The sequence below is a fragment of the Streptomyces sp. CNQ329 genome (assembly GCF_000482585.1).
This window is the reverse complement of record NZ_AXVU01000025.1, coordinates 22,887-37,219: the sequence shown is the minus strand read 5'-3', so window position 1 is coordinate 37,219 and position 14,333 is coordinate 22,887. Positions and strand designations below refer to the sequence as shown.

Below are 14,333 nucleotides of genomic sequence, written 5' to 3'. Positions count from 1 at the left end.
CAGCGGGGCTACCTGCCCGGGGGTTCCGGGGGGCGTTGGCGCGGCATGGTGGGGCGCAGGCCGGCCGGGGGGAGGGGGGCGCGGGCCTGGGGCTGGGTCTCGGGGCAGCGGGCCCACGCCAGCGACTGCGTCGCCAGCGCCGCGCGTCCGCCGCCGAACGCGACCATCCAGTCTGCGGTCTCGGCCCGTACCAGCTCGGTCACGTCCTCCGTGAAGCGCCGCAGGACCGCCAGGCACCGCTCCGCCGCCTCGCTCGCCGTGCCCTCCGTCGGGCCCAGCACCTCCCGTACCGACTCCGACGCCCAGTCGAACTGCAGCGCCTCCAGCCGCCGCTGTACCGCCTGGGCCGTCGCCACGTCGCGCATCCAGCCCGCCGTCAGCCCGAAGAACCGGTCCGCCGCCAGGCACGCCAGCGCCGCGAAGAGCGCCACGAACGCCCACCCGGCGAACCGGTCCGGCACCGTCTCGGTCAGGTCGAGCACCGGCAGCGCGGCGCCCGCCGCCGCGCACAGCGCCGCCGAGGCCCGCAGCGTGCGCGCCGCGCGGCGCTTGACGCGGCGGGCGGCGAGGTACGACCGCGCGGTGTGCAGTGCCCCCTCCTCGGCCCACAGGTACAGCTCGTCCAGCCGCTTGGCCGGATCGCCCCAGTCGCCGAGGGGGAACGGCCGGGCGAGCAGCTCACCGGGGCGCGCGACGCAGCCGGGGCCGCCGGGATAGCCGGGAAAGCCCGCGCGCCCGGCGCGGTTCCTGCGGCCGAAGCGACCGCGGGCGCCGCGGCCTTCGTGGGTGACGCCGGTCGCGGTGCCGCTCGTCCGGGTCTCCTCCGAGTGGTTCATACGGGACTCCTTGCTCGCGTAGTTCGCACTGCTCGAATCCGCCTGCTGCTTCCGGGATCCGACCTCTGGGGCCTGTGTGCTCCATGTGACGTGCGTGACGTGTGATGACTGGGCAATCGGATGGTGCGCCCGCGGCGGCCTTCTTACCGCCGAACGAGGGGACACGAGCCGAAAATGGCGATATTTACCCTCGTAAGGAGTGGTTGATCGGGTATAGGGGCGAAAGCACCGTCACCCGGACCGGTGGCCGGAAGCCGACCGCTAGGCTGATCCCGTGAAGGTCCTCGTCATCGGCGGCGGCGCCCGCGAACACGCCCTGTGCCGCGCACTCTCCCTCGACCCCGACGTCCACGAGCTGCACTGCGCCCCGGGTAACGCCGGCATCGCCGCCGTCGCCGAACGCCACGCCGTCGACGTGCTCGACGGCGACGCCGTCGCCGCGCTGGCCGCGGGCCTCGGCGCGGACCTCGTCGTCGTCGGCCCCGAGGCGCCCCTCGTCGCCGGTGTCGCCGACGCCGTACGGGCGCGGGGCATCGACTGCTTCGGACCGGGCGCCGCGGCGGCCCGGCTGGAGGGGTCGAAGGCGTTCGCGAAGGACGTGATGGCCGAGGCCGACGTCCCCACCGCCCGCTCCTACGTCTGCACCACCTCCGAGGAGGCCGACACGGCGCTCGACGCGTTCGGCCCGCCGTACGTCGTCAAGGACGACGGGCTCGCGGCCGGCAAGGGCGTCGTGGTCACCGAGGACCTGGAGCGGGCACGGGCGCACGCGCGCGCCTGTACCGCCACCGGGCAGGTGGTGATCGAGGAGTTCCTCGACGGTCCCGAGGTGTCCCTCTTCGCGGTCACCGACGGCGAGAGCGTCGTACCGCTGTCGCCCGCGCAGGACTTCAAACGCGCGTACGACGGCGACGCCGGCCCGAACACCGGCGGCATGGGCGCGTACACGCCGCTGCCGTGGGCCGACCCGAAGCTCGTCGACGAGGTCGTCGAGACCGTGCTGCAGCCGACCGTCGACGAGATGCGCCGCCGCGGCACGCCCTTCGCCGGGCTGCTGTACGCGGGTCTCGCGCTGACCTCGCGCGGCGTACGGGTCGTGGAGTTCAACGCCCGGTTCGGCGACCCCGAGACCCAGGCCGTCCTGGCCCGGTTGCGCACCCCGCTCGCCGGGCTGCTCCGGGCCGCCGCGCAGGGCCGGCTCGCCGCCTTCCCGCCACTGGTGTGGAGCGACGACGCGGCCGTCACCGTGGTCCTGGCCGCCCGGGACTACCCCGCGAAGCCCCGTACAGGCGACGTCATCACCGGACTGGACGCGGTCGAGGCGGCGGACGCCCCGGATGCGTATGTGCTGCACGCCGGTACCAAGCTCGATGACTCCGGCCGGGTCGTCAGCGCCGGGGGCCGGGTGTTGTGCGTCACCGCCGTGGGCGCGGACCTCGCCGTCGCCCGCGACCGCGCCTACGAGGCGATTCGGCGGATCGGTCTGGACGGTGCGCACTACCGCGGGGACATCGCCGCGCGGGCCGCGGAGGGCGCCACCGGCTGAAATTTCACCGCGTCCTGACCTTTGCCCAAGGCCATACCATCGGGTGACCGGGCGGCGGTCCTGCTGACGTGGCCGCGCCCCCCAACTATGGTGCACCTGCCCGACGTACCGGCCGTCCGGTCGGCCACGTCCGGGCGGTGGGGCCTGATCAGGCCAACTGGCCTACCGGCATTGCACGCGCCGTGGCCGGTGCGACAGTGGTGGAGTACGGCCGTTTCGTCTCGTTACGGCCGTAGCCCTACCCGTCGGCGGTTGAGGGGGTGAGTACGGACGTGTCCACAGCGACCGGTACGGAGGCGGGTGCGCAAGCCGCCCGCTCCCGCGCTCTCGCCGTCCTGCGCGTGCGGGGGACGGCCCTCGGCGCCGTCCTGCTGCCGGCGGCGGTGGCCGTCGTGCTGCTGGCCGGCTCGGCCATGGGGCGGGTGGACGGGGTGCTCGCGGCGCTGCGCTGGCCCGTCGTCGCGCTCGCCGTCCTGGTGCCCGCGCTGGCCGCCGCCGTCGCGCGGTCCCTCTCCCGCGCGGAGCCCGCGGCCACGCTGACCGTCCCGGTACCGCGCCGGGCCGCCCCCGACCTGTACCGCCTCGTCGGCGACCTCGCCGAGCGGCTGGGCGTGCCCGTGCCGGCGGCGGTGGCGCTCACCCCGGACTGCGACAGTTGGCTCGAAGATCCCGTCCCCGCGCCGGCGGGAGTGCGGAACCGGCTGCGGCGCCTCGGCGACCGGGTGGCACGGAGGCTGCTGCCCCGCGGGCGCGACGGCGCCGGTTCCGGTTCCCGTACGGGCCCGGGCACGCCCGGGGCGTACGGCGCCGGGGACGCCGCGGTGTTCGGCGACGGTCACGGCGCGCCGCGCCATCCCGCGGCGGAGAGCCACGCCGCCGCGGCGGCGGCCCGGCGGCAGGCGTCGGCGGAGGCGTCGTACGCGCCGAACTGGCGCGAGGTCGTCGAGCGTGCCACCGCGGACCCGGAGGGCCCGGTGCTCGTCATCGGCTCGCCGTTCCTGTGGTGGATGCGCGTCGGCGAGCTGCGCGCGGTCCTCGCCCCCGTCGTCGCCGGCACGGCCGCCTCGGCCCAGCCCGACATCGCCGCGGCGCGCCGCTTCGTCCGCGCCCTGGACGCGGCGGCGGCGAAACCGTCGCGCGCGGCGCCGGGGGACGGCGAGGCCGCGGAAACGTACGACGCGGGCCCGGTGCCGTACGGGACCGGCCCCGGCGGAGCGCTCGGCGTGCCCGGTCCGTACCCCGCCCCCCACCCGGACCCCGCCCCCGCCCGACCCGGCCCGCGCGCCCGCGCGGCCCGGCACTGGCAGCGGTTCACCGGCGGCGTCGCCCGGCTGCTGCTGCGCGCCTGCGGCGAGCACCCCGTCGAGATGGAGCGGGCCGTCGCCGCCGCGGCGGCCGAGCGCGCCCAGGCGGTGGACTACGGCCTGCGGATCGTGGCGCAGGAGCAGGTGGGGCTCGCGTACGCCGGCTGGGACCGGTTGCTGACCCGGGTCGCGGTGCCCGCGTGGCGCATGGGCCGCTGGCCCTCCCGGCTCAACGCCGGAGTCGTCTCCGCACTGACCGAGCTGTCCCGCCGCGACCGCCTCGCCGAGGGCTTCGCCACCCGGCTCGGCGAGCGCCCGGCCTGCGATCTGCTGGAGGAGCCCGGCATGGTCGACGAGGCGGCGTCGCTGCTGGCCGCGGAGCTGTTCAGCGGCCCGGGCGGGGCGGCGGCCGGCGCCGTGGTCGGCGGCGAACCGGCGGCCGGGTTCGCGGGGGTGAGCTGGGAGCAGTACCCCGACGAGGTCGTGGACCGCAAATGGCGGCTGGAGGCCGCCCGTCTGCACGCGGTGCTCGACCGGCTCGAAGACAGTCCGGAGCCCGCCGGCCGTCCCGACCGCGGCACGCTCGCCCGCGTCGTGGACCGGCTCACCGCCGGCCCGGAGGAGCCCGACCGGATCGGCGCCGCCCTCGCCCGCGCACAGCAGCCCGCCCCGGCCGGCTCCGCGGCACCGCTGACACCGCCCCGTACCGGCCGCGAACTCCTCGTGGATCACGTCCTCGCGATGGTCTGCTGCGCCGCCGTCGACACCGCCGGAGCCGCCCCCGGACTCGACTGGCTGGACGGCCCGGTGCTGCGTCTCCGCGGCGGCGGCAGCCCGGCGAGGGCGGTCCGCACCCTCGTCGAGACCCGCGACGACACCCAGTTGCGCTCCTGGCTGACAGCCGCCGGCGTACGGGCCGAGAAGCCGGTTCTGCTGGTCTGACGCTCGCGTCCGGAACCGTCACCCTCGTACGGGCGTCATGTCGAACGAATGTCGGCGTTCCGTGAAGGGCCGTTCGCGTTATGTGATGTCCTGCATCCGCCGACCCGCGCGGGGGGCGAGGGAGGGAATCGGCCCGTGGTTCACGACAGCATCCGGCGGTGGGAGTCCGGGGCGCTCGCGCACGCCGTCTCCGACCCGTTCGCGGCGGGTCCCCTGCCGTGGCTGCACGCCGGGGAGGAGTCCTTCGAGGACGGCCGCCTCGTCCCCTGGTACGTCGACGCGGCCACCACCGGCGACGGCGGGGTCCACCTCGCCAACGACGTACTCCAGCAGATCAAGGGCTTCGCCGCGCCCTCGTGCGCCGAGCCCGGCGAGTCCGTCGACTTCCGCATCTCCGTCGATCCGCCCCAGGAGTTCGGCGTCGACATCTACCGCATCGGCCACTACGCCGGCGACGGCGCCGCGAAGGTGACGAGCAGCCCGCGGCTCGCCGGCATCGTGCAGCCGGAGCCGCTCGCGGCCGGGCGCACGGTCTCCTGCCACCACTGGTGGCTCTCCTGGCGGCTGCAGATCCCCTCGTACTTCTCCCCCGGAGCGTACGTCGCGGTGCTCACCACCGCCGACGGCCACCGCTCGCACGCGCCGTTCACCGTCCGCTCCACCGAGCCCGCCGACCTGCTCCTGCTGCTGCCCGATGTCACGTGGCAGGCGTACAACCTCTACCCCGAGGACGGCAGCACGGGCGCCAGCCTCTACCACGCCTGGGACGACGAGGGCCGCCTCCTCGGCGAGCCGGAGGCCGCCACCACGGTCTCCTTCGACCGCCCCTACGCGGGCGCGGGACTGCCGCTGCACGCCGGCCACGCCTACGACTTCATCCGCTGGGCGGAGCGCTACGGCTACGACCTGGCGTACGCGGACGCCCGCGACCTGCACGCGGGCCGGATCGACCCGGCGCGCTACCGCGGCATCGTCTTCCCCGGCCACGACGAGTACTGGTCGGTGCCGATGCGCCGGGCCGCCGAACGCGCCCGGGACGCGGGCACGTCGCTGGTGTTCCTCTCCGCCAACACCATGTACTGGCAGGTCTCCCTCTGCCCCTCCGCAGCCGGCGACCCGGACCGGCTGCTGCACTGCACCAAGCGCCAGGGCCCGGGCCGCGCGGCGCTCTGGCGCGAACAGGGCGAGCCGGAGCAGGAGTTGCTGGGCGTGCAGTACGCGGGCCGGGTGCCGGAGCCGCGCCCTCTGGTCGTACGGAACGCGGACCACTGGCTCTGGGAGGCGACGGGCGCGCAGGAGGGCGACGCACTCCCGGGCCTGGTCGCGGGCGAGGCCGACCGCTACTTCCCGCGCGCCCCGCAGCCGAAGCACACCGAGCGCAGGCTGCTGGCCCACTCGCCGTACCCGGACGGCCGGGGGACGAGGCGCTACCAGGAGACGTCGCTGTACGAGACGCCGGCGGGCGGGCTGGTCTTCGCGGCGGGCACGTTCGCGTGGTCGCCGGCGCTGGACCGGCCGAACCACGTGAACAGCGTCATCCAGCGGGCGACGGCGAACCTGCTGGACCGGATCTGCAAGAGGGACTGAACGGCGGCCGCCGCGCGGGAGCCGCCCGGTTCCTGAAGACTGATGCCATGCGGAAGCTCTTCCCCGAAGCGGTGGCGGACGCGGCGGTGCCGCGCACGCCCGCCACCGCCACGTGACGGGCGGGTACGGGGACGCCGACGGCCCCGCCCCGCTGCTGACCGTGGGCCACGGCACGGCCGGCCGGGACCGGCTCGCCGCCCTGCTGCACGGCGCGGACGTCCGCTCGGTCGTCGACGTACGCACCGCCCCCGGCAGCCGCCGCAATCCGGACGTGGCCCGCGACGCCCTGGCGCGGTGGCTGCCCGCGGCGGACATCGCGTACCGCTGGGAGCCCCGCCTCGGCGGCTTCCGCAGAGTGGCGCCGGACTCCCCGGACACGTACTGGGAGAACGCCTCCTTCCGCGGCTACGCGGGCTACACCCGCGACCCGCGCTTCGCCGCGGCGCTGACCGACCTCCTGCGCGAGGCGTCCGCGGCACGGACAGCGGTGATGTGCGCCGAGTCGCTGTGGTGGCGCTGCCACCGCCGCCTCATCGCCGACGCCGCCGTCCTGGCCCACCGCACGCCGGTCCTGCACCTGGCCCACGACGGCCGCCTGACCCCGCACCGGGTGACGCCGGGGGCGAGGCTGCGGCAGGACGGCCTGCTGGTGTACGACGGAGACGGAGAGGCGCCGTCCGGCTCCTGAACCGTCCGGGGCACCCGCACGGAGCACGTCGTCCCCGGCCACCCGGCTGCTTTGTAGGGTGATCGTGGGAACGACGAGGGAGGCCGGGGTGGAGCAGGCGTTGCGTATGGCGGTGGCGCAGCCGAGGTGCGCGGCTCACGACGTGGCGGCCAACGCGGTGGCTCACGCGCAGGCCGTCAGGGCGGCGGACGCGCGCGTGGTGGTCTTCCCGGAGCTGTCGCTGACGGGATACGAGCTTGAGGCCGAGCCGGTCGGCCCGGACGACGAACGGCTGGCTCCGATCGTCGCCGCATGCGCGCAGACGGGAACGCTCGCGCTGGTCGGCGCGCCCGTGCCGGGTCCGCACATCGGCGTCCTGGCCGTCGGGGGAGACGGCGCGCGCGTGGCCTACGCGAAGGTGCACCTCGCCGACACCGAGGCCGCCCGTTTCGTGCCGGGGAAGCAGCACGCCGTGATCGACGTGGACGGGTGGCGGCTGGGGCTCTCCGTCTGCCGCGACACGGCGTTCCCCGAGCATGCCGCGAAGACGGCCGCGCTGGGGATGGACGGGTATGTGGCCGGTGTCGTCCACGCGGACGACCAGGCCGGGCTGCAGGGCGAACGCGCCTGCCGGATCGCGGCCGACCACGGTGTATGGGTCGCCACCGCGGCCTTCGCGGGCCCGACCGGCGGCGGATTCGCCCGTACGTCCGGTCGTTCGAGCATCTGGTCCGCCGCCGGACAGGTGGTCGCGGAGGCGGGCACCGCCCCGGATGAGCTCGCGCGGGCCGTCTTCCGCAGGTGAGTCCGGCGGGACGGGTGCGCGGCGGGGCGGTCATGCGCGAGCAACCGGCCCGCCTGCGCGGCGGGACCGGGTCGCCGAACGTGTGGAGTACTCGTCCACGCCGCTCTCCCGTCACCGAGACCGCCGGCCCGCCCGCGGTCACCCCGCCGCGGACCGCCCCAGGGCCGCGGGCAGGTCGCGGCGGGAGGTGACTCCCAGCTTCGGGTACGCCTTGTACAGGTGGTACTCCACCGTGCGGGGGGAGAGGAAGAGCCGGGCCGCGATGTCGCGGCTGCTGGTGCCTTCCGCCGCCAGGCGGACGACCTGGAGCTCCTGCGGCGTCAGGCGGTCCGCCGGGTCGGGGGCCGTGGCGCGGCCCGTGGCCCGGGCCTCGCCCGCGGCGCGGAGTTCCGCGCGGGTGCGGTCCGACCAGGGGGCGGCGCCGAGGTCGTCGAAGAGCCGGAGCGCGGCGCGCAGGCGGGTCCGGGCTTCCGCGCGGCGGCGCTCGCGACGCAGGTGCTCGCCGAAGAGCAGCTCCGTGCGGGCCTGTTCGAAGGGCCGGCCGCCCGGCTCGGAGTGGAGCCGCACCGCCTTCGCGTACGCCTCCTCCGCTGCGCCGGGCGTCGTCGCCAGCAGCGCCTCGTTGCGCAGCGCCACCGCCCGCGCCCACGGCTGCCCGTTCGCCGCCGCCCAGGCGGAGAACCGCCGCGCCGGTACCGCGGCCCGCTCCGGGGCGCCGAGGCGGACCGCCGCCTCCACCTCGTCCGCCGTCGCGTACAGCAGCGCCGCGCTGTACCGCGCCGCCCCCGCGCGGGCCTCCGCCAGCCGGGTCAGCACGTCCTCGTAGCGGCCATGGCCCAGGTCGAGGAGGGTCAGGGCGGTGATGCCGTAGTTGCCGCCCGCGTTCATGCCGGGGGTCACGAGGGTCCGTACGCGCTCCTCGTCGCCCTCGATCGCCGGGATGCGCGCCAGCAGGTTGTGCAGCCGGACGATGCGCATCGCCAGCCCGGTGTCGCGGGCGATCGCCGCGGCCTCGGTCACCGTGCGCTCCGCCTCGCGGTGCTCGCCCGCGTATATCTGCAGGCGGGCCAGGACGTGCAGCAGGTACGGCAACCGGCCGACGATGCCGTCGCCGCGGGCGAAGTCGATCTCCTCCGTGATCACGGGCAGTTGGACGTCGTCGGCGAGGAGCGAGCCCGAGGAGATCGCCTGCAGGCGCGTCGAGCTGCCCACGGCAGACTCGTCGAGCAGGTCGGCGACCAGCGGCAACCCGCGCGCGAAGTCGTCGGCCGCCATGTGCGCCAGGCCGCGCACGGCGCGGTCCGCGCGCCGGGCGTCGGGGTCGGACGCGTCCCCGTACCCCTCCAGCAGGTCCGCCGCCCGGTGCAGCGCTTCGACGTCCCCGCCGAACCACGCGTACGTCGCCGCCGCACGCAGCATCTCCCGCCCGTACGCGCACGACGGCCGGGCATGGGAGATGAGCAGCGCGCCGGCCTCCGCCGCCGCGTCCTTCTCGAAGAGCCAGAAGGAGCGTACGTACGCCAACTCCGCGCGCCGGTCGCCCTCCTGCGTCTGCTTGTACGCCTCCTCCGCCAGGAGCGCCGCCCGCTCCGCGTGCCCCGCCTGCTGCGCAGCCCACGCCGCCGCCGTCAGCCGGCGTACGCGCGGCGCCTCGTCCGGGGTGAGACGGGCGGCTTCCTCGTACGTGTCCGCCGCCGCCGCGGGGCCGCCGCGGGTCAGCGCCCGCTGCGCACACGCGGCCAGTTCGGCGGCGACTTCCTCGTCGGGCCCCGTCGCGGCCGACGCCAGGTGCCGGGCGCGGCAGTCGGGGTCGCCCGAGGTCCTGGCCAGCGCCTCGTGCACGGCGACGCGGCGGGCCAGCGGGGCGGCGGTGTAGGCGGCGGTACGGATCAGGGGATGACGGAACTCGACGGACTCACCGACGACGGCCACCAGCCCCCGCTGTTCCGCCGCCGCCAGGTCGGCGAGTCCGACGCCCAGCCCTTCGGCGGCGGCGACCACGTACTGCAGGGTGCCGCGGGAGTCGGCGGCGGCGATGAGGAGCATCAGCCGGGTCCGCTCGGGCAGTTCCAGCACCTGGCCGCGGTACGCGGCCAGCACCCGGTCGGCGGCCGGCAGCGGCTGCCCGGCGGCCTGCGGACGGCCGGCGGCGGCCGGCCCGGTGGCGCCGAACTCGCGCAGGGCGAGCGGGTTGCCCAGGGACTCGCGCAGCACCCGGTCCCGTACCGCGGCGGGCACGTCGAGGCCGGCGAGGAGGGTCAGCGCGTCGTCGCGGCCGAGCCGGGAGAGCGTGGACTGCGGCAGTCCGGCGGCGGGGAAGTCGGTGTCGCCGCGGGCGGCGAAGAGCAGCGCGACGCGCTCGGCTCCCAGCCGGCGGGCGGCGAAGAGCAGCGCGTCGGCGGACGGCTCGTCGATCCACTGCGCGTCGTCCACGAGGCACAGCACCGGGGCGTCCTCCGCGGCCTCCGCGAGCAGCGAAAGCACCGCGAGCCCGACGAGGAACCGGCCGTGCTCGGCGGCGGCGCCGGTGCCGAGCGCGGCATGCAGCGCGTCGGCCTGCGGCTGCGGCAGCTTGCCGGCGTGATCGGCCACGGGCCGCAGGAGCTGGTGCAGTGCCGCGAACGTGACGCCCCACTCGGCCTCCCAGCCGACGGCGCGCAGCACGGTGAAGCCGCGCCGCCGCGCCTCGTCCTCGGCGTACGCCAGCAGCGACGACTTGCCGATGCCCGCCTCGCCGCGCAGCACGAGGCTCTGCCCGTGGCCGTCCGCGGCGGCGCCGATCAGCGCGTCGAGGTCTGCCAGTTCGTTCTGACGCCCGTACAGATTCACCAGAGGTACCTACGTGGGTTGTCGGCGGCGCGGTTTACGTATCCGATTACCGAAGCGCTACGGATCCGGCGGGCATTCCCCCGTGTCTAGCGTCGAGGGTATGACGAACAAGATCTTCGAACCGGTACGGATCGGCCGCCTCGACCTCCCCCACCGGCTGGCGATGGCACCGATGACCCGCTCCCGTGCCACCGCGGACAGCGGCCAGGTGTCCGAGCTGACGGCCGAGTACTACGAGCAGCGGGCCACCGCCGCGCTGATCGTCACCGAGGGCACCCAGCCGAGTGTGCGTGCCCAGGGCTATATCCAGACTCCCGGCATCCACACCCCCGGGCAGATCGCCGCCTGGCGGAAGGTCACCGACCGGGTGCACGCCGCGGGAGGCCGGATCTTCCTGCAACTGCTGCACGCCGGCCGCATCGGCCACCCCTACCTCTACCCGGACGGCGGGCTTCCGGAGGCGCCGTCGGCCGTGGCGTCCGGCGAGTCGCTGTTCACCGCCGACCAGGGGATGCTGCCCCACCCCGTGCCCCGCGAGCTGACCGCCGACGACATCGGTGAGATCGTCCGGGACTTCGCGGCCGGCGCGCGCAACGCGATCGAGGCGGGCTTCGACGGCGTCGAACTGCACGGCGCCAACGGCTATCTCATTCACCAGTTCCTCTCCTCCGGCGCCAACCGGCGCACCGACGCCTACGGCGGCACGGTGGCGAACCGCATCCGCTTCGCCGTCGAACTGGTGCGTGCGGTCAGCGACGCGATCGGCGCGGACCGCACCGCGCTGCGCATCTCGCCCGGCAACGAGGCCAACGGCGTCACCGAGACCGACACCCCCGAGCTGTACGCGGCACTGCTCGCGGAGCTCGCCCCGTATCCGCTGGCCTATCTGCACGTCCTGGAGGCCCACCCGCACCTGCGCGGCGTGACCGAGCAGGTGCGCCGGGACTGGGCCGGCCCGCTGATGCTGAACTCCATGCACCACGGCGGCGGCGACCCGGTCGCGGAGGCGCAGGAGCTGCTCACGGCGGGCACGGCGGACGTCGTGGCCCTCGGCGCACGCTGGCTCGCCAACCCGGACCTGCCCGCGCGGGTACGGGCCGGAGGGCCGTACAACGAGGCCGACGAGGCGACGTACTACGGCGGCGACCACCGCGGCTACACCGACTACCCGGCGCTCGCGCCGCTGGCGCCCTCGGCGGGCTGAGACGCCTGGTCCGGGGCTCGCCGCGCCGATGCGAGACAATTCGACTGTCCCCGTCGGCGATCCCCGGAGGAATCCGTGACCGGTTTCGTGGAGAAGCCCCAGCCCGTACATGTGCCCGGCCTCGTCCATCTGCACACCGGCAAGGTACGCGATCTGTACGAGGACGCGGACGGCCATCTGGTGATGGTCGCCAGCGACCGGATCTCCGCGTACGACTGGGTGCTCCCGACCGAGATCCCCGACAAGGGCCGGATCCTCACGAAGCTGTCGCTGTGGTGGTTCGAGCGGATCGCCGACCTCATGCCGCACCACGTGCTCTCCACCGAGGTGCCCGAGGGCGCCCCCGCCGACTGGGCGGGGCGCGTCCTCGTGTGCCGCCGGCTGCGGATGGTGCCGGTGGAGTGCGTGGCCCGCGGCTATCTGGCGGGGTCCGGGCTCGCGGAGTACGCCGCCACCGGCTCCGTCTGCGGCGTCGACCTGCCGCCGGGGCTGACCGACGCCTCCGCGCTGCCCGCGCCCGTCTTCACGCCGGCGACGAAGGCGGAGGTGGGGGAGCACGACGAGAACGTCACGTACGAGGAGATCGTCCGCCGCGTCGGGCCGCTCGTCGCGGCGGAGCTGCGGCACGTGACGCTGCAGGTGTACGGGCGCGGGCGGGACATCGCGCGCGAGCGGGGGCTGATCCTGGCGGACACGAAGTTCGAGTTCGGCTACACCGGCGACGAGGTCGGGCAGGGCGAGCTGGTTCTCGGCGACGAGGCGCTGACCCCGGACTCCTCCCGTTACTGGGGCATCGCCGCCTGGCGGCCGGGCAGGCCGCAGCCCTCCTTCGACAAGCAGTACGTACGGGACTGGCTGACGTCGGCCGCGTCGGGCTGGGACCGGTACGGCGAGGCGCCGCCGCCGGAGCTGCCGGCGGAGGTGGTGGAGCGGACGCGGAAGAAGTACGTGGAGGTGTACGAGCGGCTGACGGGGGAGCGCTGGGAATCCTGAGCCGGCCCGGGCGGGGCGGCCGGGGGCCCGCCCGGCCGGGACGCCGCGGCGTCGGTCCTACGCCGGCCGTACGCCCGTCAGGTGGTACTCCACGATCGGCGCCATCCGCAGGATCAGCTCCTCCGGATCGGCCGAGGCCATCGGTTCGAGCTGGATGACGTAGCGCAGCATCGCCGTACCGACGAGCTGCGCCACCGCGAGCTCCGCGCGCATCTCGCGTTCCTGCTGCGGCAGCGACGGCGTGATCTCGTGCAGCAGACTGCGTGTGACGATACGGCGGAAGATGGAGACGGCCGCCTCGTTGCTGGCCGCGGAGCGCAGGACGGCGAGCAGGGGCTCGCGTGAGTGCGGGTTCTCCCAGGTGCCGAAGAAGAAGCGGGTGATGCGCTCGCCCGCGCCTTCCACCGGGCCTTTCAGGAGGGGATCCGGCGCCACCATCGGGGGCGCGAAGGTGATTTCGAGCGCGGCCTCGAAGACCTGCTCCTTGCCGCCGAAGTAGTGGTGGACCAGCGCCGGGTCGACGCCCGCGGACTTGGCGATGCCGCGGATGGACGTCTTCTCGTAGCCGTGCTCGGCGAACTCCGAACGGGCCGTGGTCAGTATCAGGTCCCGGGTGCCGGGCCCGTCCTCGACCGCCTCGCGCCGGGGGCGGCCCCGGCCGCGTTTCGGGGCGTCGTCCCCCGTCTGCCCGGGCGTCACGACGACGCACCGCGCGGGACCGGTGCCGCGAGGTGGAGCCGGGTGAACGCCAGCGACTCCGCGAGGTCCGACTCGCGCTCCGCCGCCGACATCGCCCGCCGGGTGTTGATCTCCACCACGACCTGCCCGCCGAAGCCGCCCGCCGCCAGCCGCTCCAGCATCTCGGCGCACGGCTGGTTGCCGCGTCCGGGGACCAGGTGCTCGTCCTTGCCGGAGCCCGAGCCGTCGGCCAGGTGCACGTGGCACAGCCGGTCACCCATGCGGTCGGCCATCTCCAGCGCGTCGTTGCGCGCGGTGGCCGTGTGCGAGAGGTCCAGGGTGTGGTGGCGGTAGTCCTCGTGGGTGACGTCCCAGTCGGGTGCGTACGCGAGCATCTCCTTCTCCCGGTAGCGCCACGGGTACATGTTCTCCACCGCGAACTGCACGGCGGTCTCGTCGGCCATGCGCCAGACGCCCTGGACGAACTCGCGCGCGTAGCCACGCTGCCAGCGGAACGGCGGATGCACCACGACGGTCTCGGCACCCAGCCGCTCGGCGGCCGACTGCGCGCGCCGCAGCTTCTCCCACGGGTCCCGCGACCAGACGCGCTGTGTGATCAGCAGGCACGGCGCGTGGACGGCGAGGACGGGCACGCCGTGGTGATCGGAGAGGCGGCGCAGCGCCTCGATGTCCTGGCTGACGGGATCGGTCCAGACCATGACCTCCACGCCGTCGTACCCGAGGCGGGCCGCGGTCTCGAAGGCGGTGGCGGTGGATTCCGGATAGACGGAGGCGGTGGAGAGGGTCACCCGCGCGTCGGGCACGGTGACCCCGCGGTCGTCGCCGCCGGCACCGTCCTCGTGTCCCTCGCCGGTCATGCCACGCCCGCCCGTCTTGCCGGTTTCGCCGGTTTCGTCAGGCATGTCGGTGCGGTAACGGGAT

At 75.2% G+C, this 14,333-nt stretch carries 11 protein-coding genes; 7 read left to right on the top strand and 4 right to left on the bottom strand.

Annotated features, from left to right (window positions below):
- Nucleotides 1-8: 8 nt before the first annotated feature.
- A complete protein-coding gene (locus I003_RS0118200; protein ID WP_027772813.1) occupies nucleotides 9-836 on the bottom strand; it encodes an SLATT domain-containing protein in 828 nt (275 codons plus the stop codon).
- Between the two features lie 274 nt (nucleotides 837-1,110).
- Here I003_RS0118200 and purD point away from each other — a divergent pair, with 274 nt between their 5' ends.
- From purD to I003_RS0118175, 5 genes are all read left to right on the top strand, one after another.
- Nucleotides 1,111-2,382 carry a phosphoribosylamine--glycine ligase gene (gene purD / locus I003_RS0118195; RefSeq protein WP_027772812.1) on the top strand — a complete coding sequence of 424 codons (1,272 nt, stop codon included), beginning with the start codon at nucleotides 1,111-1,113 and terminating at the stop codon, nucleotides 2,380-2,382.
- A 272-nt stretch (nucleotides 2,383-2,654) separates the two neighbouring features.
- Nucleotides 2,655-4,628, top strand: coding sequence for a hypothetical protein (locus I003_RS0118190; protein ID WP_027772811.1), 1,974 nt, complete (start codon nucleotides 2,655-2,657; stop codon nucleotides 4,626-4,628).
- 135 nt (nucleotides 4,629-4,763) lie between these two features.
- Entirely contained in the window at nucleotides 4,764-6,215 is a 1,452-nt protein-coding gene (locus I003_RS0118185; protein ID WP_027772810.1) for a N,N-dimethylformamidase beta subunit family domain-containing protein, read from the top strand.
- A gap of 112 nt (nucleotides 6,216-6,327) precedes the next feature.
- Nucleotides 6,328-6,903, top strand: a complete 576-nt coding sequence (locus I003_RS0118180; RefSeq protein ID WP_027772809.1) for a DUF488 domain-containing protein — start codon at nucleotides 6,328-6,330, stop codon at nucleotides 6,901-6,903.
- A 64-nt stretch (nucleotides 6,904-6,967) separates the two neighbouring features.
- Complete coding sequence (locus I003_RS0118175) at nucleotides 6,968-7,687, top strand: carbon-nitrogen hydrolase family protein (RefSeq protein WP_486584273.1); 720 nt, start codon at nucleotides 6,968-6,970, stop codon at nucleotides 7,685-7,687.
- Nucleotides 7,688-7,825: 138 nt separating this feature from the next.
- Here the strand turns inward: I003_RS0118175 and I003_RS0118170 are convergent, their stop codons facing one another.
- Nucleotides 7,826-10,516: a helix-turn-helix transcriptional regulator gene (locus I003_RS0118170; protein ID WP_027772807.1), complete on the bottom strand. Its 2,691-nt coding sequence runs from the start codon at nucleotides 10,514-10,516 to the stop codon at nucleotides 7,826-7,828.
- 100 nt (nucleotides 10,517-10,616) lie between these two features.
- Here I003_RS0118170 and I003_RS0118165 point away from each other — a divergent pair, with 100 nt between their 5' ends.
- Nucleotides 10,617-11,720, top strand: a complete 1,104-nt coding sequence (locus I003_RS0118165; protein ID WP_027772806.1) for an alkene reductase — start codon at nucleotides 10,617-10,619, stop codon at nucleotides 11,718-11,720.
- Between the two features lie 75 nt (nucleotides 11,721-11,795).
- Nucleotides 11,796-12,713, top strand: coding sequence for a phosphoribosylaminoimidazolesuccinocarboxamide synthase (locus tag I003_RS0118160; RefSeq protein WP_027772805.1), 918 nt, complete (start codon nucleotides 11,796-11,798; stop codon nucleotides 12,711-12,713).
- Between the two features lie 57 nt (nucleotides 12,714-12,770).
- Here I003_RS0118160 and I003_RS0118155 read toward each other — a convergent pair whose 3' ends face one another.
- The gene (locus I003_RS0118155; protein ID WP_027772804.1) at nucleotides 12,771-13,412 is read right to left on the bottom strand and encodes a TetR/AcrR family transcriptional regulator; all 642 of its coding nucleotides are present in this window, start codon (nucleotides 13,410-13,412) and stop codon (nucleotides 12,771-12,773) included.
- Nucleotides 13,409-14,269, bottom strand: coding sequence for a sugar phosphate isomerase/epimerase family protein (locus tag I003_RS0118150; RefSeq protein WP_037721121.1), 861 nt, complete (start codon nucleotides 14,267-14,269; stop codon nucleotides 13,409-13,411). The genes I003_RS0118155 and I003_RS0118150 overlap by 4 nt, the downstream gene beginning before the upstream one ends.
- Nucleotides 14,270-14,333: the final 64 nt, after the last annotated feature.